At 69.8% G+C, this 22,864-nt stretch carries 21 protein-coding genes; 11 read left to right on the forward strand and 10 right to left on the reverse strand.

What is annotated here, in order from left to right; all coding sequences use genetic code 11:
- Positions 1–292: 292 nt before the first annotated feature.
- From OG303_RS02365 to OG303_RS02380, 4 genes are read right to left on the reverse strand one after another with little or no spacing between them, the layout of a single operon-like run.
- Positions 293–1,594: an MFS transporter gene (locus OG303_RS02365; protein ID WP_405864191.1), complete on the reverse strand. Its 1,302-nt coding sequence runs from the start codon at positions 1,592–1,594 to the stop codon at positions 293–295.
- A 42-nt stretch (positions 1,595–1,636) separates the two neighbouring features.
- Positions 1,637–2,425, reverse strand: coding sequence for an SDR family NAD(P)-dependent oxidoreductase (locus OG303_RS02370; protein WP_405864193.1), 789 nt, complete (start codon positions 2,423–2,425; stop codon positions 1,637–1,639).
- Positions 2,425–3,426 (reverse strand): D-2-hydroxyacid dehydrogenase family protein, encoded by a 1,002-nt coding sequence (locus tag OG303_RS02375; protein WP_405864195.1) that lies wholly within the window; start codon positions 3,424–3,426, stop codon positions 2,425–2,427. The genes OG303_RS02370 and OG303_RS02375 overlap by 1 nt, the downstream gene beginning before the upstream one ends.
- A 4-nt stretch (positions 3,427–3,430) precedes the next feature.
- Entirely contained in the window at positions 3,431–4,177 is a 747-nt protein-coding gene (locus tag OG303_RS02380; protein WP_405864197.1) for an RraA family protein, read from the reverse strand.
- A 160-nt stretch (positions 4,178–4,337) separates the two neighbouring features.
- On the opposite strand from OG303_RS02380, the gene OG303_RS02385 reads away from it, so the two are divergent.
- The 4 genes from OG303_RS02385 (at position 4,338) to OG303_RS02400 (ending at position 8,899) form a co-directional block, all read left to right on the forward strand.
- Positions 4,338–5,270 (forward strand): LysR family transcriptional regulator, encoded by a 933-nt coding sequence (locus OG303_RS02385; protein ID WP_405864198.1) that lies wholly within the window; start codon positions 4,338–4,340, stop codon positions 5,268–5,270.
- A gap of 507 nt (positions 5,271–5,777) precedes the next feature.
- On the forward strand, positions 5,778–6,305 hold the full coding sequence (locus tag OG303_RS02390; RefSeq protein ID WP_405864200.1) for a DinB family protein: 528 nt from the start codon (positions 5,778–5,780) through the stop codon (positions 6,303–6,305).
- A 598-nt stretch (positions 6,306–6,903) separates the two neighbouring features.
- Positions 6,904–8,070, forward strand: a complete 1,167-nt coding sequence (locus OG303_RS02395) for an acyl-CoA dehydrogenase family protein (protein ID WP_405864202.1) — start codon at positions 6,904–6,906, stop codon at positions 8,068–8,070.
- Between the two features lie 34 nt (positions 8,071–8,104).
- The gene (locus OG303_RS02400) at positions 8,105–8,899 is read left to right on the forward strand and encodes a FadR/GntR family transcriptional regulator (protein WP_405864204.1); all 795 of its coding nucleotides are present in this window, start codon (positions 8,105–8,107) and stop codon (positions 8,897–8,899) included.
- A gap of 4 nt (positions 8,900–8,903) precedes the next feature.
- On the opposite strand, the gene OG303_RS02405 is transcribed toward OG303_RS02400, so the two are convergent.
- Together OG303_RS02405 and OG303_RS02410 are read right to left on the reverse strand one after the other, a co-directional pair.
- Positions 8,904–10,157 (reverse strand): amidohydrolase family protein, encoded by a 1,254-nt coding sequence (locus OG303_RS02405; protein WP_405864206.1) that lies wholly within the window; start codon positions 10,155–10,157, stop codon positions 8,904–8,906.
- Positions 10,151–11,320, reverse strand: coding sequence for a CoA transferase (locus OG303_RS02410; RefSeq protein WP_405864208.1), 1,170 nt, complete (start codon positions 11,318–11,320; stop codon positions 10,151–10,153). Before OG303_RS02410 ends, OG303_RS02405 begins: the two co-directional genes overlap by 7 nt.
- 119 nt (positions 11,321–11,439) lie before the next feature.
- Between OG303_RS02410 and OG303_RS02415 the strand changes: the two genes are divergently transcribed.
- The 6 genes from OG303_RS02415 to OG303_RS02440 all read left to right on the forward strand — a co-directional run bounded on the left by OG303_RS02415 (position 11,440) and on the right by OG303_RS02440 (position 17,327).
- Positions 11,440–12,408 carry an enoyl-CoA hydratase/isomerase family protein gene (locus OG303_RS02415; protein ID WP_405864210.1) on the forward strand — a complete coding sequence of 323 codons (969 nt, stop codon included), beginning with the start codon at positions 11,440–11,442 and terminating at the stop codon, positions 12,406–12,408.
- Between the two features lie 114 nt (positions 12,409–12,522).
- A complete protein-coding gene (locus OG303_RS02420; protein ID WP_405864212.1) occupies positions 12,523–13,188 on the forward strand; it encodes a TetR/AcrR family transcriptional regulator in 666 nt (221 codons plus the stop codon).
- A 93-nt stretch (positions 13,189–13,281) separates the two neighbouring features.
- Positions 13,282–14,079, forward strand: a complete 798-nt coding sequence (locus OG303_RS02425) for an SDR family oxidoreductase (RefSeq protein ID WP_405864214.1) — start codon at positions 13,282–13,284, stop codon at positions 14,077–14,079.
- A 27-nt stretch (positions 14,080–14,106) separates the two neighbouring features.
- Positions 14,107–14,883 carry an SDR family oxidoreductase gene (locus OG303_RS02430; RefSeq protein ID WP_405864216.1) on the forward strand — a complete coding sequence of 259 codons (777 nt, stop codon included), beginning with the start codon at positions 14,107–14,109 and terminating at the stop codon, positions 14,881–14,883.
- Positions 14,884–15,064: 181 nt separating this feature from the next.
- A complete protein-coding gene (locus OG303_RS02435; protein ID WP_405864218.1) occupies positions 15,065–16,555 on the forward strand; it encodes an aldehyde dehydrogenase family protein in 1,491 nt (496 codons plus the stop codon).
- A gap of 16 nt (positions 16,556–16,571) precedes the next feature.
- Complete coding sequence (locus OG303_RS02440; RefSeq protein WP_405864220.1) at positions 16,572–17,327, forward strand: carboxymuconolactone decarboxylase family protein; 756 nt, start codon at positions 16,572–16,574, stop codon at positions 17,325–17,327.
- 85 nt (positions 17,328–17,412) lie between these two features.
- Here OG303_RS02440 and OG303_RS02445 read toward each other — a convergent pair whose 3' ends face one another.
- Entirely contained in the window at positions 17,413–18,249 is an 837-nt protein-coding gene (locus OG303_RS02445) for a mycofactocin-coupled SDR family oxidoreductase (protein WP_405864222.1), read from the reverse strand.
- A 174-nt stretch (positions 18,250–18,423) separates the two neighbouring features.
- Between OG303_RS02445 and OG303_RS02450 the strand changes: the two genes are divergently transcribed.
- A complete protein-coding gene (locus OG303_RS02450) occupies positions 18,424–19,032 on the forward strand; it encodes a TetR/AcrR family transcriptional regulator (protein WP_405864224.1) in 609 nt (202 codons plus the stop codon).
- Positions 19,033–19,147: 115 nt separating this feature from the next.
- Here the strand turns inward: OG303_RS02450 and OG303_RS02455 are convergent, their stop codons facing one another.
- From OG303_RS02455 to OG303_RS02465, 3 genes are all read right to left on the reverse strand, one after another.
- The gene (locus tag OG303_RS02455; RefSeq protein ID WP_405864226.1) at positions 19,148–20,104 is read right to left on the reverse strand and encodes an LLM class F420-dependent oxidoreductase; all 957 of its coding nucleotides are present in this window, start codon (positions 20,102–20,104) and stop codon (positions 19,148–19,150) included.
- Between the two features lie 75 nt (positions 20,105–20,179).
- Positions 20,180–21,667, reverse strand: a complete 1,488-nt coding sequence (locus OG303_RS02460; RefSeq protein ID WP_405864227.1) for a FadD3 family acyl-CoA ligase — start codon at positions 21,665–21,667, stop codon at positions 20,180–20,182.
- Positions 21,664–22,845, reverse strand: coding sequence for an amidohydrolase family protein (locus tag OG303_RS02465; RefSeq protein ID WP_405864229.1), 1,182 nt, complete (start codon positions 22,843–22,845; stop codon positions 21,664–21,666). Before OG303_RS02465 ends, OG303_RS02460 begins: the two co-directional genes overlap by 4 nt.
- Between the last annotated feature and the right edge of the window lie 19 nt (positions 22,846–22,864).

Consider the following 22,864-nt stretch of genomic DNA (forward strand, 5'->3'; position numbering starts at 1 on the left):
GGATTTGGGCAGGCGTCATCGACCGCGCATGCCTGGTCGGGGAGGGGGCGAGGCCTCGGGTGCGTTCGCCTCGCTGAACGGTGGTGCGGGGACGAGCGGTTGACGGTCGTACGATCCCTAGGGGGTCGCTGCCTGGTGAACCGTTCGGTGAAGGCCTTGTGGCCTGATCGACCGCGGTGCTGGATTACGGCCTCGGAAGGGCCTGGTCCCATGGGCGACGAGCCGGGACGCGAGCATCAAGAGCGCGGTCTGCGGTGGGAGTTGGGAGGGGGAAGGGGTGACTCGGCCGTCTTCACACGGTTGAGGAGTTGCCGGCCGGGGACTTGCTGGGTGTTGCGCTTGCGGGCGCCGCGTCGACACCCGGTGTGAGGTCCATGCCTTTCGTCTCGGGAAGCACCAGGGTGATCACGATCGCGACGCTGTAACCGAGCAGCGCGACCAGTCCGATGGCCTCGGCCAAGGAGATCGACTGGGCGAGGATGCCGATGCAGGAGACCGCGAGGGCGCCGGCCGCCTTGCCGAAGTTGTAGGCGAAGCTCTGCCCGCTGCCGCGGACCGCGGTGGGGAACAGTTCCGTGAAGAACGGGCCCAGCGTCGCGTAGTTGCCGATCGTGAAGAAGCCGAACGGCACACCCATGAGGATCAACGGCCAGCCCGACAGCGGCAGGAACATGTACGCGATGGTCACCAGCCAGGAGCAGGCCAGGAACAGCTGGAACGTCCGCCGTCGGCCGATTTTGTCGGCCAGATAGGCGCTCGCGAGGAAGCCGAAGAACGAACCGCCGGTCACCAGGAACAGGTAGTACCCCGAGGCGCTGGGCGACAGTTCCCGGACCGTCTTCATGAACGTCGGCAGCCAGTTGACGATCGCCCCACCGACACCGACGACGCCGAACGCCAGCAGCGACGCCTTGATGGTGACGCCCCGCACTCCCGGCTTGAAGATCGCCCCGAGACCGGGGCCGCGGCCTTCGGCCGCTATGGCGGCGCGCGTCTGCTTGTACAGCTCCGGCTCCTCGATGGTGCGTCTCAAGTACAGCACCAGCAGACCGGGCAGCACCCCGATCATCAGCAGCACACGCCAGCCGTACTCCGCCGGTACGTGGGCGAGGACCACACCGGCCAGCAGCGACGCCGCGCTCCATCCGATGCCGAAGCCGCTCTGGACGGAGCCCACCGCCTTGCCGCGATGGGCGGGCCGGATGATCTCACCCATCAGCACCGCGCCGGCGGCCCACTCGCCGCCGAAGCCCAGCCCTTGCAGCACACGCACAATGATGAGCTGGTCGAAGTTCTGCACGAAGCCCGCGATGAGAGTGAACACCGAGAACCAGAGAATGGTGAACTGCATGACGCGGGCACGGCCGAAGCGGTCCGCCAGAAAGCCACACGCCCAACCGCCGATGGCCGCCGAAAGGAGCGTCGCCGTGGCCAGATAACCTGCCTGCGCCGTCGTCAGGCCCCAGGTCGTGATGAGCACGGGGAGCACGAAGCTGAAGAGCTGCGCGTCCATCGCGTCAACAGCCCATCCGGCGAAGCATCCCCAGAATGTGTTGCGCTCACGCGTGGTGAGCTCGCCATACCAGGAGAACATCGTTGTTCCTCCTAATTGCTGGATTTTTTTTCGGCTCGCCGCTTACACGACGAGTGGGGTCAGCGCGCCGTCCATGGTCAGCGACGCGCCGGTCACGTAGGACGCCCGGGCGCTGGAGAGATACAGCGCCGCATCGGCGACCTCCTCCGGGGTGGCGTACCGGCCGAGCGGGATGCGCTGCTGGTTCAGACGCAGCAGCTCCTCCGGCGGCTTTCCGGTCATGCGCGACTCCGCGTCCAGGGACATCTGCACCCGGTCGGTCATGGTCGCGCCGGGGTTGATGACGTTGACGCGGACCCCGGCGGGGCCCCAGGCCGCCGCCAGGCCGGCGGAAGCCAGCATCAGTGCCGCGTTCGCCGCACCGCCGGGCAGATGGATCGGAGAGGCGATCTTGCCGCCGGTACCGATGATGTTGACGACCGAGCCGGCCTGCCGCTCCACCATCCGCGGCAGCACGTAGTCCATGACGTTCATGTAGGTGAAGAACTTCGCGTCCATCGCCACACGCCACTTCACCGACGACAGCTCGGCCGGGGGCACGCGCTTGGCGCCGCCGGCCGAGTTGACCAGCACGCCGATCGGTCCGACCTGCTCCTCGGTCGCGATGACCGCCCGTTCCGCCGCCGCCACATCGGACAAGTCGGCCGAGAACGTCGTGACCTCGATGCCGTCCTCCGCGAGGAATTCCTGGGCGGCGGACAGGTTGTCCTTGCTGCGCGACACGATGACCACGCGGGCGCCCTCCTGGCCGAAGGCGCGTGCACAGGCCAGGCCGATGCCCTTGCTGCCGCCGGTGATCAGTACGACTTCGCCGTCAAGTTCAAGGTTCATTACACGTGGTCCTTTTTCAGCACATCGGGGTTGTGGACGTTGATCGGGGAGCCCTCGGCGAAGGCCACGATCTGGTCGAAGGCGTTGCCGTACGCGAATTCGTAGTTGTCGCGCTCGACGAAGCCGAGGTGCGGCGTGCACAGGGCGTTCGGCAGCCGCAGCAGGGGATCGTTCGGGTCGGTCAGCGGCTCGTGCTCGAACACGTCGATCGCCGCCTTGCCCGGCCGGCCGGCCTCCAGCGCCTTGGCGAGCGCTCCGGGCTGGATCAGCTCCGCCCGGCTGGTGTTCACCAGCAGCGCGGTCGGCTTCATCAACGCCAGGTCCTCCGCACCGATCAACCCGGTGGTCCCCTGGTTCAGGCGCAGGTGCAGGCTGAGCACATCCGACTGCTCGAACAGGGCCTGCCTGCTCTCCGCGACCGCGAAGCCCTCGGCCTTCGCCCGGTCCAGGGAGCCCTCCCGGCCCCAGACCAGCAGCTCCATCCCGAACGCCACACCGATCCGCGCCACCATCGAGCCGAGCCGGCCGAAGCCGTAGATGCCCAGCGTCCGGCCGCGCAGCCCCAGGCCGACGGTGCTCTGCCAGCGGCCCTCGCGCAGTGCGGCGCTCTCCAGCGGGATGTTGCGCATCCCGGCCAGGATCAGCCCCCAGGTGAACTCCACCGTGGGGTACGACGGACGTGAGGTCAGGGCCGAGGCCGCGACCACCCCGTGCCGCGTGCAGGCGTCGAGGTCGATATGCGGGATGTGGCCGTTCTGGCTGATCAGCTTGAGGTTCGGCAGGCGGCTGAGCAGTGATTCGTCGATCTTGGTGCGCTCGCGCAGCAGGACCAGTACGTCGGCGTCGGCCAGGCGCTCGGCCAGCTCGTCCACGTCGGCCACGGAGTCGTTCCAGATCGTGACGTCATGGCCCTGCAGCTTGCTGAAACAGTCGAGGGTACGGACGACGTCCTGATAGTCGTCGAGGACGGAAACACGCAGTCTCCGCGAGGAATAGGTCATGGCCTCACGCATTCGTCGGGAGATCGGCTACGGCGGTGCCGGCGTCGATCGCGGCACACTTCAGTTCCTCGAAGTCGGCCTTCGCCACTGCCCGTTCCAACACCTCGGCCGCCCTGGCGAGCGGGATGAAGCACACCCCGGTCTCGTCCGCCACGACGATGTCGCCGGGCGAGACGCGGACGCCGAACATCTGGATGTCGCCGTTGATCTCCACCGTCTCGATGCGCCACTTTCCTGTCACCGGGGTGAATTCGGTGGCCCAGATCGGATAGCCGACCCGCCGAGAATGGCCGACATCGCGGATGCCGCCGGAAATGACGGCACCGGCCTCGCCCTGCCGCTTGCCCGTCTGCGCCGAAATCCCGCCCATATTCGAGATGCCTGCGACTCCGTCGATCACGATGACGTCGCCGGGCAGGGCCAGATTGTGCGCCTCGAACTCCGCCATGCGATTCACATGGTCGCGCGCCGTTTCGTAAGCCGGCTCGCGCTGCACGATGTTACGCACGGTGAGCGCCGAACCGACGATGCTCGCGGACGGCAGGGTCGGCTTGAGGACCGAGGCACCGATCACTCCCGTTATGCCCAGCTCGTCCATGATGTCGGAGACGACGCTGGTCGCGTCGGCGATGCGTTTGAAGCCCTCGATCAGTTCCTGCGGCGGCCGCGGGGTGCGCATGAGACGAATCCGTTCCGGGCTGATCTTTCCGGTCAGCTTCGGTAGCACGTCTCCGGCAGGGACGTCTATCATCGTGGCGAATATCCTTTCAACGTCTTACATCTCGGACGTCGGCCATCAACTGCGACCCGGTCAGCCACAGCCCTGCACGCCCGGCGCGTTCGTGCTGCTAGCGTTGCCCAGAGTTCCGAATGGGTCCAATTCACAGTCTGGGGGGATCGCCATAACCCAGGTGAATAACGCGCGGCTTGATCTCAACCTGCTCCTGGTCATCGAAGCCGTCATGCTGGAACGGAACGTGACGCGCGCCGCGACCAGCCTGTCCATGAGCCAGCCGGCCGTCAGCAATGCTCTTCGGCGTGCTCGCAAGCTGATGCAGGACCAGTTGTTCCTCAGAGTCTCCGACGGTGTTCAGCCGACGTCGCGGATGCTGGCCATCTGGCCCGAGCTCCATCGTTCACTGGCGACGATCCGCTCCTCGATCGCACCCCAGCACTTCGATCCCCGTACGGATCCGACTGGATTCCGTCTCTCGGTCACGGACAGCCTCGCGGCCGAAGCGGTCTGTGGCATCACGCTGAAGCTGAGGGACACGTCGCCCTATGCCCGCATCGCTTTCTCGTTCCACACCAATGCCACCTCTCTGGACGGAATCGAGCGCGGCACATTGGACTGCGCGGTCGGCATGTTTCCCGCCCTTCCTCGTGACATCCACGTGCGCGTCCTTCGCGCAGAGCACTACGTGTGCGTAATGCGCCACGGACATCCGTTGATGCGAGAAATGAGTCTGGATCAGTTCGCGACGGCTGACCACATCTTGGTGACGCCATCAGGTATGGATCTGGGTGTGATTGACGGCTGGCTCGGCCTGCAGGGTCACACTCGGACGATCGTGGCCGTCGTCAATCACTTCGCTGACGCTTTGCGGATCGTTGCTGAAAGCGACCTGCTGACGTGTGTGCCGAGCGGTTTCATCGACGGGCACGGCCGAGCACTCATCGCGCAGCACGAGTTGGCGACCTGCCCGTTGCCCTTCGAAACCGAGAAGCTGAGCTACAAACTCATTTGGCACGAACGGCTCCACAACCACCCCGCACACCAATGGTTCCGCTCACTCGTCGGTGATGTGTGTGGACCGCCGACCGACAAAGCGGAGCAACCGTAAATTCCACCTTTGAAGCTCGATCCTGCATGACGGCTTGTCAGGTCAACTCGCGGGCCCTATCCGCTTGTTGGGCCGGCGGTGGTCAGCGGGAGGGCCCGGCTGTCGCGCCGAGTGGGCGCCGGGCTCCACGGCCCCGGCCGGGTGGCGCGGGTTCGCAGGGGCGGGCAAGCCTGCTGATCAGCCTGGGGTCGGCAGGTTGGTGAGCCGGGCCGGGGGCTTCGGTGACCACAACTGCTCCAGAGCCAGTGCCGGGCGAGGTGGCGACCGAAAAGCTCAGCGCGGACGGCATCGACTTCGGCGCGGAGCCAGCTTTCCGGGCCCAGTACTCCAGTACGGTTTCGTGATCCATGGCTGGAGGGTGCGGCAAGTCGTTACGGCGACGTGTCCCTGGAGCGGCAGATGTTGTCGGATGCTGCTCGCGTCCACGCTTCCGCTGGCCTGCCGTTGATTGTGTGTCCCGGATATCGGAGAACTCCCTGCATGACCGCAGGAGTTGGGGAATCCTGGGTGCCCGTGACCGAAAATACGAGCGAAACGGCTCCGGATAATGAGGTCAGGGCGCTTCTTCGGGTCCTGGCCGGGCAGCGCCGCCACGTTCTCGGCATCCTTGACGGGCTCGACACGGAGGCTCTGCGACGGCCGGTGCTGCCATCCGGATGGCACTGCCTGGGGCTGGTCCAGCACCTTGCGCTGGACGTTGAACGTTTCTGGTTCCGTGCGGTTGTCGCCGGGGACGAGGAGATCATCCGCGGCCTGACGAGCGGCGACGAAGCTTGGAACGTGGCTCCGGAAGCGCGGGCCGACGACGTGCTCGACGGATACCGGCAGGAGGCAGAACTCTCCGACACCGTCATCACCACCACTCCTGCTGACGGCGTCCTGGCGTGGTGGCCTCACGACCTGTTCGGCGAACCGCATCTGCACACCCTGCGCGACGTCCTGTTGCACGTCATCACCGAGACTGCATGCCACGCCGGCCACCTCGATGCGGCACGAGAGCTCATCGACGGCCGACGCTGGTTGGTCCTGACCTAGCACTGCGGTCCAGCTTCATGATCTCGTGTCAAGGTCGGCCGGGAACGGGTACAACCACCGCGTGATCATCGGGGGTTGTGTGGACTCCTGAAGATCGTGCGGTGGCCGCGGGCCCGGTTCCTGCAGCAGATCCAAGCTGGTGCGGACGCGGCCGGCGACATCGACTCCCTTGCCTTCCTGACCGCCATCGCCGCCGACGCGGCACCACGGCGGCCTGCCGGGCCACTGCTGAGGCCCTCGCGAAGCTGCTGGCCGGTTCGGGCGCTACTCCGGGATCTCGCCGGAGCGGCCCTGCGTCAGGTGGTTGATGAGGTCACCGGGTGCCACGGCGAGCGCAGCGGCGATGTCGACGAGAGTCAAGGCACTGCACCCGCGCGTTCACGAACCTCGACCGGCTGCACCACTCGGCGGGGACACCATCGCAGCGACGACTGTCGGGCCCCGCAAGGAGCGCAACGCACGTGCCCCGCACCCGGCGGGAGTTGGCTTACTGCCGGACCCCTGTTGAGAACAGGCACCGCACTGTACGTTTCGGTCTGACCTTTGGCATGTTTCGGGTTCGTCGAGGACGCTCAGGCGTCTCGGAGGTGTACCGCACGTGGACTTCCAGCTGACCGAGGACCAGGAGACGATCCGCAAGGCCGTCGCGGGGCTGCTCCGCGACTTCGATGACGACTACTGGATGCGCAAGGACCAACAGCACGAGTTCCCGGCCGAGTTCTACGCCGCCGTCGCCGACGGCGGCTGGCTGGGTCTGACGATTCCGGAGGAGTACGGCGGCCACGGGCTCGGGATCACCGAGGCCACGCTCCTGCTGGAGGAGGTCGCCCGGTCGGGCGGCGGCATGAACGCGGCGAGCGCGATCCATCTGAGCATCTTCGGCATGCACCCCGTGGTCGTGCACGGCTCGCAGGAACTCAAGCAGCGCACGCTGCCGCGCATCGCCACCGGCGATCTGCACGTGTGCTTCGGCGTCACCGAGCCGGGAGCCGGTCTGGACACCACGCGGATCACCACCTTCGCGCGCCGCGACGGCGACCACTACGTCGTCGACGGGCGCAAGGTGTGGATCTCCAAGGCCATGGAGTCGGAGAAGATCCTGCTCCTCACCCGCACCACACGCGCCGACGACGTGAAGAAGAAGACCGACGGCATGACGCTGTTCCTCACCGACCTGGACCGCGCGCACATCGACGTCCGGCCCATAGCGAAGATGGGGCGCAACGCCGTGACCTCCAACGAACTGTTCATCGACGGGCTGCGCGTGCCCGTCGCCGACCGGGTCGGCGAGGAGGGTCAGGGCTTCAGGTACATCCTGGACGGGCTCAATCCGGAGCGGATGCTGATCGCCGCCGAGGCGCTGGGGATCGGGCGGGTCGCGCTGGAGCGAGCGGTGCGGTACGGCAACGAGCGGGAGGTCTTCGGCCGGCCGATCGGCATGAACCAGGGGCTGCAGTTCCCGCTCGCGGACTCCCTCGCCCGGCTCGACGCCGCCGAGTTGGTACTGCGCAAGGCGACCTGGCTGTACGACAACGGCCGCGCGTGCGGGCGCGAGGCGAACACCGCCAAGTACCTGTGCGCGGACGCCGGGTTCGACGCCACCGACCGGGCGCTGCAGACCCACGGCGGCATGGGGTACGCGGAGGAGTACGCCGTCGCCCGGTTCTTCCGGGAGGCCCGCCTGCTGAAGATCGCCCCGGTCAGCCAGGAGATGATCCTCAACTACCTCGGCTCGCACACCCTCGGCCTGCCGAGGAGTTACTGAGCCCCGCCCCGCATGCGACGCCTGGATGAACTGGATGGACTGGATGCCCGTGGCCCCCGAGAACAGCGCAACTCCCGTCGCCGGGCCGCGTTTCACCGCGCTCAGCGTCCCGAAGGCGGCCGACGTACTGGCGGCCGACATACGGGAACGCATCCTCGCCGGAGAGCTCGCCGAGGGCTCGGCGCTGCCTCCGGAGCGGGAGTTGGTGGAGCGGACGGGGCTGAGCCGCGCCACGGTTCGCGAGGCACTGCGCATCCTGCAGGTGGAGAAGCTGCTGCGGATCAGACCGGGCCGGGGCGGCGGCGCGTTCGTACACCGCCCGAACCACGAATCCCTCGCCGGTGCCGTCGAGTTGGTAATCCGGGGCCAACGCATCCGGCTCGACGCACTGCACGAGACACGCGAGGCCGTCGAACCCGCCTGCGCCGCACTCGCCGCCGCCCGCCGTACCGAGGACGACCTGTCCCAACTCGACTCGGCACACCAGGAGTTGGTGGGCGCCGGAGACGCCGGAGACGTCCCGAGGTTCCTGCGCGGCAACGTCCGGTGGCACACGGTCGTGGCCCGCGCGTCGGGCAACGAGCTGCTGATCGGCTTCATGAGCGCCCTGGCCAGTTCGATCTACTCGGCCACGGACATCGAGCACTTCCTGGACGACGACATCCGCCAGGTCACCGTCCGGGCCCACGCGCGGGTCACCAAGGCGATCCGGGAGCGGGACGAGGCGGGGGCGAAGCGCCGCATGGAGCGCCACGTGTGCGCTTTCGCACGCGCGGCGGCGCGGGTGGACCGGCGGGAACGGCTGGACCTCGACGGCCTCGACAGCTGACGCGTCAGACGGCCCGGCCGCCCACGAACGCCGCCCGTACGCAATCCGCGGACAACTCCTTGATCGCCTCTCGCAGGGGTACGTGGAGCAGGCACAGATCTGCTGCGGCGCCCGGCGCCACCGTGCGCGGCGGGCCGCCCGGAGCGAGCGCATCGCCCAGGAAGAGACCGAGCGCGGCACGCGGGGTCAGGCCTTCGGGCCCCTGCCGCCCGGCGGCCGCGTGCATCACCTCCCAGGGGTCCGCCGTCCCGTACGGGGCGTCCGTGCCGGCGGCGACGGGGATCCCGGCCGCGGCGAGCGTGCCGCAGCGATACAGGTGAGGCCTGTCGTCGGGGGCCACGTCCGTCTCGTACGCGGCCGCCCGCTCCACCGGAAAGTGCGGCTGGGTGACCACGGTGACGCCGAGCCGCCGCAGCCAGTCCAGGGCTTCGGCGGGGATCACGGCGCCGTGCTCGACGCGGTCGCCGGGCACGCTGCCCACCTCGTCGAGGGCGAGCAGGGTCACGAAGAGCTGGACGCGGGTGACGCAGTGGACGGCGACGGGGCGGGGCCGGGCCCGCATGACGCTCCCCGCCAGGTCGTCGGGGGTGGGCAGCGTGAGGTCGTCCAGGCGGATCTTCACGGGGGCGGCACGGTCCAGGCCCAGGACGGTGAGGCGTTGCGGCAGGGACCGCAGGAGTGCGCGCAGGCCGGCGGCGGGGTGGGGGTCGGCGTTGGTGAACCCGGTGACGCCGCGGGCGGCGGCCCGACGCCCGACTCCTTTCAGATCCAGGGGAGTTGGCGGGAGCCCGGCGCGCAGGCGCTCGTCCGACCGCCAGAACCTGCCGTCCCCTGTGTCGTCAAGGCCCGCGGCGCGCAGCGCGGCCCCGTTCCACACCCACAGCTCGCCGCTGCGGTGCTGCACCCGCACCGGCCGGTCGGCGACGAGAGCGTCGAGTGCCGCACGGTCCAGGGCGCCCGCGACGCTCTCGTGATAGCCGACGGCCCGCACCCACTCCCCCGGTGCCCCGGCCCCAAGCGCCTTCGCCAGTCCCTCGGATCCCGGCACGTCCGTCGGCCCGACCCGCACCGAAGCCGACTCGGCGGCCAGTGCGGCGAGGTGCACGTGGTGATCGTGCAGACCCGGCAGCAGCGCACCGCCCCGCCCGTCGATCCCCGTACGCCCGCCGAGGCGCGCGCCGACCTCCACCACGCGCCCGGCCGCCACCCGTACGTCGACCCGGCCCTGCGCCTCGACCTCCACATCCCTGATCAGCACGGGCACTTGCCACCCCGGCCCGTCGAGCCGCCCGGCACCGGAGAGTTCAGGCACCGCCCGGCCCCGGCGAGTTCCGCCGCGCACGCCGCCATGGCGACGTCCACGAGGTGCCCGCCCCCGTCCCGCAGCGACCGGACGGCGGCGCGGGCCGCGTAGAGCCCGGTGACAGGGTCGGCGAGAGCGTCGCCGAGGAACGCGGGGTCCCTGCCGCCGGACGGCCGCGCCACGAGCCCGCCCGCCACCGCCGCGTCGTCGCCGAAGGCGATCCGGTCGTCGTCGCGCCCGTATCCGGTGATGCTCACCCACACCCGGCCGGGCCGCGCGGCGAGGAACCGTTGCGCATCGAGTCCGGCGCGGCGCAGGGCGCGCGGCCGGGATGCCTCGATCACGACGTCGGCTTCGGCCACCGCGGCACGCATGGCGTCCGGGTCGGCGAAGTCGAGGACGACAGCGCGGTGGCCGTGATGCAGGTGCTGGTAGAAGGCGGGGTTGCCGCGACGCGCGCCGTCGGGCCGTGTCGCGCTCTCCGCCTTCAACACCTCGGCGCCCGCGAGGCCGAGCAGGCGCGCGCACAGCGGGCCTGCCCACAGCGCCGAGAAGTCCACGACGCGCACTCCGTCGGGCGTCCGCGCCTCGCCTGCGGGCCCGACCAGTGCGCGGTGGACGGGCGCACGGCGGTGCCGCTCGGATGCGAGGACGGCGGCGGCCACGCCCAGGAGTTGGGCATGCCGGACGGTCTCCGCCGCTGGGCGCGCGGCGACCGCGTCCGTCAACTCCCGCGCACCGCCCAGCAGGTTGAGGAGTGCGGGCAGGCACGCGTGGTCGTCGGGTCGTGCCAGGTTGACGGCCACCCAGCCGTCGGCGGCCCGCAGCAGACGGCAGGAACCACCGGCCGACGTGCGCCCCGGCGGCGCGAAACCCGCGAGCCGGGCCCGCAGGAACAGCTCGGTATCGAGGTCGACCGGAACGCCGGTGAGCGCGGCGAGTTCACTGGCGACGCCGACAAGGGGCCGCAGCGGACCGTCCAGGAGCCGCGCCCCTGTGCCGGCCCATCCGAGGCGATCGCTTCCTCCCCCGGGTACGTCGGCCCCGGGCGCGTCGGCCCCGGCAACGTCAGTCCCGGCAACGTCGGCCCCAGGTACATAAAGAGCAGCGTTCTCCAATCCGGCAACCGCCCTTCTGCGAAGTCGCTCGACAAATTACACTCGCGCCGACGCGAACGGGAGACCCTGACGGGAGGACCGCTCGGTGGATCTGAACGGCGAACGGAGCACCGGCCCGCATGGGGACTCCCTGTGAACTCGTCGACCTCGACCACACCCACGCCCACGACCGCGCCCTCAACCGCGCGGCGAGGGACACCCCCTTCGAGGCGCGGCCTTCCGTCGTCATCGGCTGCGCCGCACGGCCCGTCGACGTCGCGGCAAAGGCGTACGACGTGCTCCTGACCGGCGCACCGGACGCGCCGCGCCCCTGGGTGTCCTGCGCCGACCCCCGTAGGACCGCATCCCGCCTGTGTGAGCTGGTGGAGGAGCGCGCCGACGCGGCGCTCGCGCTGGTCCAAGTCCTGCGCCTGGGGCGGAACCTGAGCGTGCCGGAGCGCCTCGTCGCCGAGTCGCTCGCCTACTCCGTGCTGCAGGCCGGCGCGGTGTTCCGGCACTGGCTCGCGACGGCACCACGCGGCACCGCCCGACCCGCCGCGCGGCCGGTGCGCCTGGACCGCGACGGCGACCGGCTGACCGTCACCCTCGACCGCCCCTGGGTGCGCAACGCGGTCGACGCGGCGACCAGGGACGCCTTGTGCGAGGCCCTGACGGTCGCCGACGCCGACCCCTCGGTGGCCCGGGTCGACCTGCGGGGCAACGGTCCCGCCTTCTGCAGTGGCGGAGACCTCACCGAGTTCGGCACCTCGCGCGACCCCGCCCGCGCCCACCGGATCCGCGTCGAGCGCAGCCCGGCCGCCCTGGTGGCGCGCTGCGCGGACCGGGTCACCGCCCATCTGCACGGCGCGTGCGTGGGCGCGGGCATCGAACTCGCGTCGTTCGCCGGCCGGGTCGTGGCCGCCTCGGACACCCGCATCCAGCTGCCCGAGGTCGCCATGGGGCTGATCCCGGGCGCCGGCGGCACGGCCGGTCTCCCCCGCCGGATCGGCCGCCACAGGACCGCCTATCTCGCCCTGTCGGGCACGGTGTTGACGGCGCGTGAGGCCCGGGCGTGGGGGTTGGTGGACGAGGTCACCGCGCGCGTTTAAGGCAGTTGACTTCCCCTCGTGTCCATGCTTCGATTCCCGCTGAACGGAAATGCGATTCTCTTTCATGCGCAACTAACCTCTGCGCAACCTACCTCTGCGAGGGGGTGGTATGTCGTGACGTCCTCGACCGTCAAGGAACAGATCGCCCTGGCCGCGGAGCGGCTGTTCGCCGAGCGCGGGCTCGACGGGGCGTCCCTGCGACAGATCAGCGCGGCCGCCGGGAACGGCAACAACACTGCGGTGCAATATCACTTCGGCTCGAAGGAGCGTCTGGTCCAGGCGATCTTCGAGTACCGGCTTCGGGATCTCAACGCACGGCGTGACGCACTGGTCGCCGAGCGGTGCCCGAACGACCTCAGGTCCTGGGTGGAGTGTCATCTCGTGCCGGCGCTCGAACAGAGCGAGCGGGAGGGCAGCCGCTACCTGAGTTTCGTGGCGAAGCTGCAGCAGCACGGCCGCCGGGACGTTCTCGCTCACCTCTCCCCCGAGCTGCTTGCGCCCACCCACCGCTTCCGTGCCCGGGTGGGCGCGCTGCTCCCTGGTGTTCCCGAGCCACTGCGGGCGCACCGCATCGCCCAGGCAACGGCCTTCAGCGTGCACGTGGGGGCGGAGCGGGAGCAGAGCCGCGCCCGCGACGAGCGGGTGCTGCCGTACGCCGTCCATGTGGGCGATCTCCTCGACGGTGTCGTCGGGTTCCTCGCGGCCCCGGTGTCCGCGGCGACGCTGGGCGCACTCGACACGCCGATGCCGTACGAAGCTGCCCTGCCACTCCATCCGTAGTCACGAGGTTCGCCGGTTCCGGCGAGTCCCGCCAAGGTCACCTACCTCCCAAGTCCCGGCAAGGACACGTCCCTTCCAAGGATTGGTCGTTCGATGAGCGTGGATCTGCACGATGCCGTCGCCGTGGTCACCGGCGCGGGCAGCGGGATCGGGCGGGCCGCCGCGCACGCCTTCGCGCGACGCGGCACGCGGGTGGTGGTCACCGATCTCGACGCCGAGCGTGCGCGCGCCGTGGCCGGCGAACTCGGCGGCCCGGCTGTCGCGGCCCCTTGCGACGTCACCCGCGTCGAGGATCTCGTGGCTGTCCGGGATCTGGCCCTTGGCCGGTTCGGACGCGTCGACCTGGTGATGAACAACGTAGGGATCCTGGCCGTCGGTCCCGTCGAGGACATCCCGCTCGACGCGTGGCAGCGCGTGATCGACGTGAATCTGCTGGGCGTGGTGCGCAGCAACCTGGTGTTCCTGCCGCTGCTCCTGGAACAGGGCTCGGGGCACGTGGTCAACACCGCCTCCACGGCGGGCCTGTTGCCCTACGGCTTCGACCGGCTGCCGTACACGGCGACGAAGCACGCGCTCGTCGGCCTGTCCGAGGCGCTCGCCCTCTATCTGCGACCGCGCGGTGTCGGGGTCACGTGTCTGTGCCCGGCCGGGGTCGCCACGAACATCGTCGAGCAGATCGCCTTCTACGGAGAACCGGCGCCGCCGCAAGGGCCGGCGTTCCCCGTCGTGGACGCCGAGTCGGTGGGCGAGCTGCTCGCCGACGGCGTCAGCGAGGACCGGTTCCTGCTGCTCACCGCGCCCGAAGCCGCCGACGAACTGCGCGCCCTGGGCGCGGACGTCGACCTGTATCTGTCCCAGTTTCCGTCCAGGCATCCGTCCCGACCGACGTAGGACCCGCACTGAAGAAGGTAGGTCGCCATGAGCAACCCCCTCGACCGTATGCGTCTCGACGGCAAGGTGGCCGTCGTCACCGGTGGCGCCGGAGCCATCGGCCAGGTCTACGCCCGGGCTCTCGCCGAGGCCGGGGCGCAGGTCGTGATCGGCGACCTCGACGCCGAGGGCGCAGACCGGGCCGCCAAGTCCCTCGTCTCCGACGGGCTGCACGCACTGGGTGTGCCTGTCGACATCACGGATCGCGCCTCGGCCGCCGCCATGTCCGCGCGGGCCTGCGAGGCGTTCGGCGGGATCGACATCCTGGTCAACAACGCGGCGCTGATGGCGGACATCCCACAGGTGGATCTCCTCGAACTGCCGGGTGAGTGGTTCGATCGGGTCATGCGGGTCAATGTGTTCGGCGCGATCGTCTGCGCGAGCGCGGTGAAGGCGTCGATGGTGGAGCGCGGCGGCGGGCGGATCATCAACCAGGTGTCGGCCGGGGCGTTCATGGGCGGCGGCGTCTACGGGGCGAGCAAGCTGGCACTGGTCAACGTGACGGTGGGGCTTGCCCGTTCGCTGGGCCCGCTGGGCATCAACGTCAACGCGATCGCGCCGGGCCTCGTCGAGAACGAACCCGGGTTCAAGAGCCTGCCCGCCGACCATCCCGCACGCGCCGCGCTCGGCTCCGCCATCCCTGGCAAGAAGCAGGCACCCGCCGAGGACCTGCTCGGCACGCTGCTCCTGCTGGCCTCGCCCGCCGGTGAATGGATCAACGGCCAGACGATCAGCGTCGACGGCGGCTGGGTCACCCGGCTCTGAGAGCACTGCGGCGCCGTGCCCGAACCATTGCGGCGCCACGTCCGAACCGGCCCGGCACAGCGAGCGACCCCCCGGCCCGAGCACGCAAGGTGTTCGTCGTCCCGAGGCACGCCCCCGCCGAGTGCCCGACGCCCCCGCGCACCCGCCCCCAGAACCCGTACCAGACGAAGGCGGCTCCGACATGACCACGACCTCGACTCCCTCGCCCACGACCGCCGAACTCGGCCTCACCGGCCCCCTCATCGACGGCACCTGGCGCAACAAGACCTCCGTCGGCGCGGTGGACCACATCAACCCCGCGACAGGCCACGTCAACGGCTCCGTTCTGCTGAGCGGCCCGCAGGAGGTCGACGATGCCGTGGCCGCCGCACGGGCCGCCCACCCCGAGTGGCGGGCGATGTCCCCGGCGCTGCGCCGCCGCATCCTCCAGCGGATCGAGGAGCTGATGCTCGAGCACGTCCCGGACCTCGGCCGGCTCACCACCCTGGAGATCGGCGCGCCGCTGACGCTGTCGTCGGCGCTCGCCCATCTGTGCGCCGGCTGGTTCGGCTACTACGCGGGCTGGGCCGACAAGATCGAGGGCCTGACGAGCCCGTCGAACCCGGTCATGGTGCCGGGCCTCGGCTACACCGTCCCCGAGCCGTACGGCGTGGTCGGCATCATCCTCACCTGGAACGGCCCCGTCATGTCGACCGGCATGAAGATCGCCCCGGCGCTCGCGGCGGGCAACTGTGTCGTGGTCAAGTCGCCCGACCTGGCACCGTTCGCCGTGGCGCGGTTCGGCGAGATCGCCCTGGAGGCAGGGCTGCCGCCCGGCGTCATGCACATCCTGCCGGGTGGTCCGGAAGCCGGTGATCACCTGGTGCGACACCCGGACGTCGACATGATCTCGTTCACCGGCGGCATTCCGACCGCGCAGAAGATCCTCGACGCGGCACGCCACACCCTCAAGCCGGTCCTGTTGGAACTCGGTGGCAAGACCGCGAGCGTGGTGTTCCCCGACGCCGACCTCGACGCGGCCGTCGCCGAGACGGTCCGCTCGTGCATGACCCTCGCCGGACAGGGCTGCAACCTCAGTACGCGCCTGTTGGTCCACCGCGACGTCTACGACGAGGTCGTGCGGGCCGCCGCGGCCGCCGCCGCCGCTGTGACCGTCGGCGACCCCTTCGCACAGACGACGACGCTCGGCCCTGTGATCGGCCCGGCGGCCAGGGACCGGATCCTCGGGGTGATCGACCAGGCAGCGGACAGCGGCAGGGTCGTCGCCGGCGGCCACGCCGTCATCCCGAGCAGCCTTCCGGCTCAGGTCCAGGGCGGCTACTTCGTCGAACCGACCGTCCTGGCCGACGTGGATCCCGGCAGCGAGGTGGCCCGGCACGAGGTGTTCGGACCAGTGCTCTGCGTCATCCCCTTCGACTCCGAGGACGAGGCGGTGGAGCTCGCGAACTCCACCCCGTACGGACTCGGAGCGGTGCTCTACACACGGGACGTGACTCGGGTGCAGCGCCTGGTTCCCCGGTTCCAGGCGGGCACGGTGCACGTCAACGGGGCGTCCGGGCAGCCGGCGAGCGCGCCGTTCGGCGGCTACAAGCACAGCGGGCACGGCCGCGAGGGCGGCAAGGAGGGCCTGTACGAGTTCCTGCAGACCAAGAACGTCTTCATCCGCGCGTGACCGTCAGGAGCCGACGATGAGCAGTTTCCCCGAAGTCATGGCCACCACCCAGCGCGAACTCCCGTCACCGGACACACCGTTCGGCCGCGCCGCACGCGACTTCCTCTACGGCGACGTGTGGGCGCGCCCGGGACTGAGCCGGCGCGACCGCCGCTGGGTCACCCTGACCTGTGTGGCCGCCGCCGACTCCCCCGAGCCGATCGAGCAGCACGTGTACGCGGCTCTCGCGAGCGGCGACATCGGGCTGGAGGAGATGCTGGAGTTCGTGCTGCACTTCGCGGTCTACTGCGGCTGGCCCAAGGCGTCGCACGTCGAAGGCGCCATCGCCCGCCAGTGGGACCGCATACACCGGGAGCGCGGCGAAGAGGCCCCTCCCTGGCCGGAGTTGACGAACAACTCGCTCGGCCCGCAGGACCACGAGAAGCGCCTGGAGCTCGGCGCGCGCGAGTTCATCGACGTCAATCTCACCCCGGCCCCGCCGCCGAACTCGCCGTACCGGCAGGCGGGCATCCTGGGCTTTGTCTTCGGCCACGTCTGGCAGCGCCCCGGCCTCGGCCGCCGCGAACGCCGGATCATCACGGTGGCGAGCGTCGCCCTCGACGACTCCCCCGTCCCGCTGCGTACGCACGTCGCGTCGGCGCTGCACTCCGGCGACCTCACCAAGGACGAGATGGACGAGATCGTGCTCCAGTTCGCGGTCTACTACGGCTTCGCGAAGGGCGACGCGCTCGCGGGCGCGGTGGAAGCGGCCTGGGCTGCCAAGCCTCAATGACCGTACGCCGTCCGGATGTTGCGGCGGCCCGACCGATGCGAGTGCGGGGCCGACAGTCATGTCGGCCCCGCATCCGTGCCGGTGGTTACTTGAGCATGGCCCCCGCGTCGATGGTCTGTGTGCTGCCCGTGACGTAGCGGCCTTCGTCCGAGGCGAGATAGAGGATGGCGTTGCTGATGTCGCGCGGCTCGACCCAGGGCGTGGGCAGGAGGTGCATTCCCTGCGACACGGCGGCGAAGTCGTCGATGGTGGGGTGCTCCAGGTCCGGGCGGAACATCCTGTACGTCCTGTCGTGCATGACCATGGGAGTGTTGACCTGGGTCGGGTGGACCGAGTTGACGCGGATGTTGTGCTCGCCGAGCTCCCAGGCAAGCGTGCGCATGAGGCCCACGACGCCGTGCTTGGCGGCGATGTAGTGCCCGATGTTGGCGTGACCCCGCAGGCCGCCGACGGAGCTGGTCAGGACGATCGAGCCGCCCCTGCCACCCGCGATGATGTGCGGGATGGAGACCTTGGCGGTCAACCACACGCCGGTGAGGTTGACGTCGATCATGTCGCGCCAGGTCTTCTCGTCCATCTCGTGCATCCGCGAGCCGTCGCTGCCGAGCCCCGCGTTGGCGCAGACGATGTCCAGGCGTCCGAACCGTTCCACGCCGTCGGCCACGGCGGTACTGAGCGCCTGGAGGTCACGTACGTCGGCCTGCACGGCGTGGATGCGCCGGCCCAGCTTCTGCACCTGCTCGACCGTCTCGTCCAGGTCTTCCGGTGTCGACATCGCGAACGTGACGCCGTCGAGCTGCTTGCACACGTCGACGGCGATGATGTCGGCGCCCTCTTCGGCGAGCCGCACGGCGTGGCTGCGCCCCTGGCCACGCGCCGCTCCCGTGATGAACGCCACTTTGCCTTCTACTCGTCCGGGCATGGAGTACCTCGTTCCTGGTGAAGGTGGTGCACGGTGTTGAGTACGCGGAATCAAGTACGGGGACGGGGATGAGGAAGGCGCGTCGAGCGCGCCACGCGCTGAACGAGTGTTCAACCAAGGTGCTGAACGACTGTTTAACACCCGCGCTTCGTGACCGTCAAGCACAATGACCGCATGACTGCCGCACCTCGCCGAATGGGCACCGAGAACTCCAAGACGCGCCTGCTGCTGCTCGACATCACGGAGCGGCTGATGCTGGAGGAGGGGTACGCGGCCGTCGGCGTACGGCGGGTGGCGCGTGAGGCCGAGGTGGCCCCGGCGCTGGTCCTGTACTACTTCCGTGCGCTCGACGACCTGTTTCTCGCCGTACTGCGGCGGCGCGCGGACCGGGAGTTGGAGCGCGTGGTCCGCGCCCTCGACGGCCCCCAGCCACTGCGCACGCTGTGGAAGCTCAACAGCCATCCCGGCAACGCGCTCACCACGGAGTTCACCGCGCTGGCCAATCACCGCAAGTCGATCCGCGCCGAACTCGCCGCCCACGCGGAGCGCTACCGGGAGGCCCAGGTCGAGGCCCTCACCCGCAGGCTCGCGGAGACCGGCGTGGAACTGCCACCCGGGATGTCCCCGGCGGTGCTCCAGATGCTCACCAACGCGCTCGGCAGGACCCTCACGATGGAGACGACCATGGGCATGTCGACCCGGCACGCGGAGACCCACGCCTTTGTGGAGAACCTTCTCAGCCGGTACGAGAACGAGAGTGCGCCCACGGAATCCGGCGAGTAGCGGGGGTTGGGACGACGCGAAGGCGGGCTCGTCGATACCGGCCTTCGCTGCGAAGGTCCGCCAGAAGCCGTCGTGCGTGACGAACGGCGCCAAGTGCCCTTCGGCGGGCGGGCGCTCACCGCAGGTCCGCGGCGATGGCAGCCACCGTTTCACGGGTCCTGCGCTTCGACGCGACCAGTTCGTCGCGCCCCTCTCCGATGGGCAGCAGCCGTACGGACAGGTCGGTCACGCCCGCGTCGGCGAACCGCTGGAAGCGGGCCCTGATCGCCACCTCATCGCCTGCCGCGCACAGATCGCCGACGTCGCGCGCGTCGCCGTACTCCAGCAGGCGCTGGTAGTTGGGCGAGATCTCTGCCTCGCCGAGGATGCGGTTGGCGCGCTCGCGCGCGGCGTCGACCTCGGAGGGGCGGCACAGGCAGACGGGGATACCGGCGACGATCCGCGGCGCCGGGCGCCCGGCGTCCTGTGCGGCCTTGGTGATGCGCGGCACCACGTGGTCGGCGACGGAGCGTTCGTCGGCCATCCACAGCACGGTCCCGTCGGCCCGCTCCCCCGCGATGCGCAGCATGACGGGGCCGAGCGCGGCGACCAGGACGGGCAGTGGCGCGACCGGTGCGAGGCCGAGCGGATTGTGGACCGTGAAGGTGGCGTTCTCGACGTCCACCGAACTCGTCCCGCCGACGGCCGGGTTGAGCACGTCGAGATAGTCACGGGTGTACGCGGCCGGCTTCTCGTAGGGCAGGCCGAGCATGTCCTTCACGATCCAGTGGTGCGAGGCGCCGACGCCGAGTGCGAGGCGCCCCTGGGCGGCGGCGTGCACGGACAGGGCCTGGCGGGCCAGGGCGACGGGGTGCTGGGCGTGGACCGGCACGACGGCCGTGCCCAGCTCGATGCGCGAGGTCACCGATCCCATGAGAGCGATGGCGGTCAGCGCGTCGAAGTCGGTGGGCACCTGTGGCACCCACACCGTGTCGAAGCCGGCCTCCTCCGCCCACCGCACGTCGTCGAGCATGCGGGCGGCCTTGCGCGCGGTGTCGCCCCGCTCGGGGCCGGACATCACTCCGATACGCATGATTGGTTTCAGTCCTCACGGTCGGCGGTCACGGTGTGCGGGGCAGGCCGGACCGGGTGCGAACGGCGGCTTTCGTCATGGGAGTCGAGGCTCCTGCTCGTGCGTCGGCGTGCCCTGGACCAGCTGGTCCTTGAGGACCTTGCCGGTGGCTCCCAGGGGAAGCGCGTCGCGGAACTCGATGTGGCGGGGCACCTTGAACCCGGCCATCCGCTCCCGGCTCCAGTCGATGAGTTCGTCGGCGGTCACCGGTTCGCGTGTCACCACGAAGGCCTTGCCGACCTGGCCCATCCGGTCGTCGGGCACGCCGATGACCGCGGCCTGGGCCACCGCGGGATGTTCGAGCAGGAAACCCTCGACCTCGGCGGGGTAGGCGTTGAAGCCTCCGACGATGAACATGTCCTTCTTGCGTCCGACGATCCGCAGCCGTCCCTCCTCGTCGAGCTCGCCCAGATCGCCGGTGTGCAGCCAGCCGTCGGGGTCGATGGCCTCGGCGGTGGCGGCGGGGTCGTCGAGGTAGCCGCGCATCACCGCGTAGCCGCGCACCAGTACCTCGCCGTCGTCGGCGATGCGCACCTCGAAGCCTTCGCACGGTCGGCCCACCGTCGTGGCGACGGCCTCGTACGGGTCGCCCGGCCGGGACGCGGACACCGTGCCCGCTTCGGTGAGGCCGTAGCCCGTCATCAGGTGGCGGAACGGGAGTTCGGTGGTGACACGGTGCACGAGCTCGACGGGGATGTCGGCCGAGCCGGTGACCGCGACGCGCAGGGAGGACAGGTCGCGCCCCGGCGGGGCCTGAAGCAGCGAGTGGTAGAGGGTGGGCGGCCCGGGCAGGACCGTCACGCGCTCGCGCTCGACCAGGTCGAGCACCACGTCGGTGTCGAACACGGGGACCGGCAGCATCGTGGCGCCGCGCAGGAACGAGGCCACGAGGCCCGCCTTGTAGCCGAAGATGTGGAAGTACGGGTTGACCATGAGATAGCGGTCGCCCTGCCGCAGACCGGCCAGTTCGCACCACTCGTCGTACAGGCGCAGTGTCTGCCCGTGGGTGGTCATGACGCCCTTGGGGCGGCCCGTGGTGCCCGAGGTGAAGACGATGTCGGCGATGTCGTCCTCGTCCACCTCTCGTTCGAACGCGCTGCCCGAGGCGAGGAATCCGGACGTCACGTCGATCACCGGGATGCCCTCGGGTCCGGTGAACTCCCGGTCCAGGAAGCCGTTCTGAACCAGTACCGCCTTGGCTCCGCTGCGGCGCACGATGTCGTGCGCCTCGGCGTCCTTGAACCGGGTGTTCACCGGTACGAGGACGCCCCCGGCGGCCGTGAGACCGAAGGCCGCGACGATCCAGGCGGCCGAGTTGGGGGCCCACAGCGCCACCCGGTCGCCCTTGCGGATGCCGAGCCCGCCTGCGTAGGCGCCCGCGGCGACCCGGATCCGCTCGGCGAGTTCGCGGAACGTGAGGCGCAGCTCACCGTCGACGACGGCCTCCGCGTCGCCGAACCGGTCGGCGGCGCTGAGTGCCATCTCGGGGATGCTGCGCCACTTCAGGGGGCCGGCGGCACTCATGGGGCCATCAGGCGGGCCAGGTTGCCACCCATCACCTTCGCCTTGTCGGTGTCATCGAGCTTGCCGAGGAAGTCCACGTACGTGACGGGGTCCGCGAGACCCTCCGGGTGCGGGTAGTCGGAGCCGAACAGGACGCGTTCGATGCCGATGAGGTCGCCGAGGGCGGCCATGTCCTCCTCCCAGAACGGGCTGATGTGGATGTGCCGCTTGAAGACCTCGACCGGATTCTCCTGGAACTCGTGCGGCATCTTCTTGTACACATCGCGAAGGCGGCCCAGCACCGGCTCCACCCAGGAGGCACCCTGCTCGATCACCGCGACCTTCAGCTCGGGGAAGCGGGAGAGCATGCCGTGGCAGATCATCGAGGCCACGGCGTCCTCGATGGGGCGCCATTCGGCGATCTGCCGGAACGCGTTGGGCTTGAAGGGCAGGAACTCGCGGGTGCCGCCCTCCCAGTCGTTGGCGTAGTTGGAGTAGCCGCTGTCGGAGGAGTGGAAGGTGACGAGCACCCCGAGCTCCTGCACGCGCTTCCAGAACGGGTCGAACTCGGGCAGCGCGAAGGAGCGGGTGACACCGCCCGGGCCCGGCACGGGCGCGGGGCGGACGAGGATCGCGCGGGCGCCGCGCTCCACCACCCAGTTCAGCTCCTCGATGGCCTTGCCCACGTACGGCAGGGTGATCACGGGCACCGTGAAGATGCGGTCCTTGTAGACGAAGCCCCAGGTTTCGTGAAGCCACTCGTTGAGTGCGTGGATGACCGCGTGGATCAGCTCCGGGTCGTCCTTCATCCGCTCCTCGATGAGGCTCGCGAGCGTGGGGAACATCAGGGAGCGCTGGATGCCGAGGTCGTCGAGGAGCTGCAGCCGCGGCCCCGGTTCACGGAAGGCCGGGATGGAACGCATCGGTTCACCGAAGATCTCCCGGCGGGTCCTGCCGTCGGGGTTGCCGAGCTTGAAGTACTCCTCCATCGCTCCCGGCCGGGCGACGACGTCGAAGGTCGGGTTCGGGATGTACTCGCTGATCTGGCCGCGGATCGCGATTTTCGTACGGCCGCGGACGTCGACGTACTCGATCGCCCCGTCGTACTGCTTGGGGAGGTACCTGGTCAGCGCCTCCCGAGTCTCGTAGAGGTGGTTGTCCGCGTCGAAGAGCGGATAGGGCAGAGTGCGGGAAGACATGGAATCCTCCTTGGCTGAT

The sequence above is a fragment of the Streptomyces sp. NBC_00005 genome (assembly GCF_045160215.1).
Classification (GTDB): Bacteria; Actinomycetota; Actinomycetes; order Streptomycetales; family Streptomycetaceae; genus Streptomyces.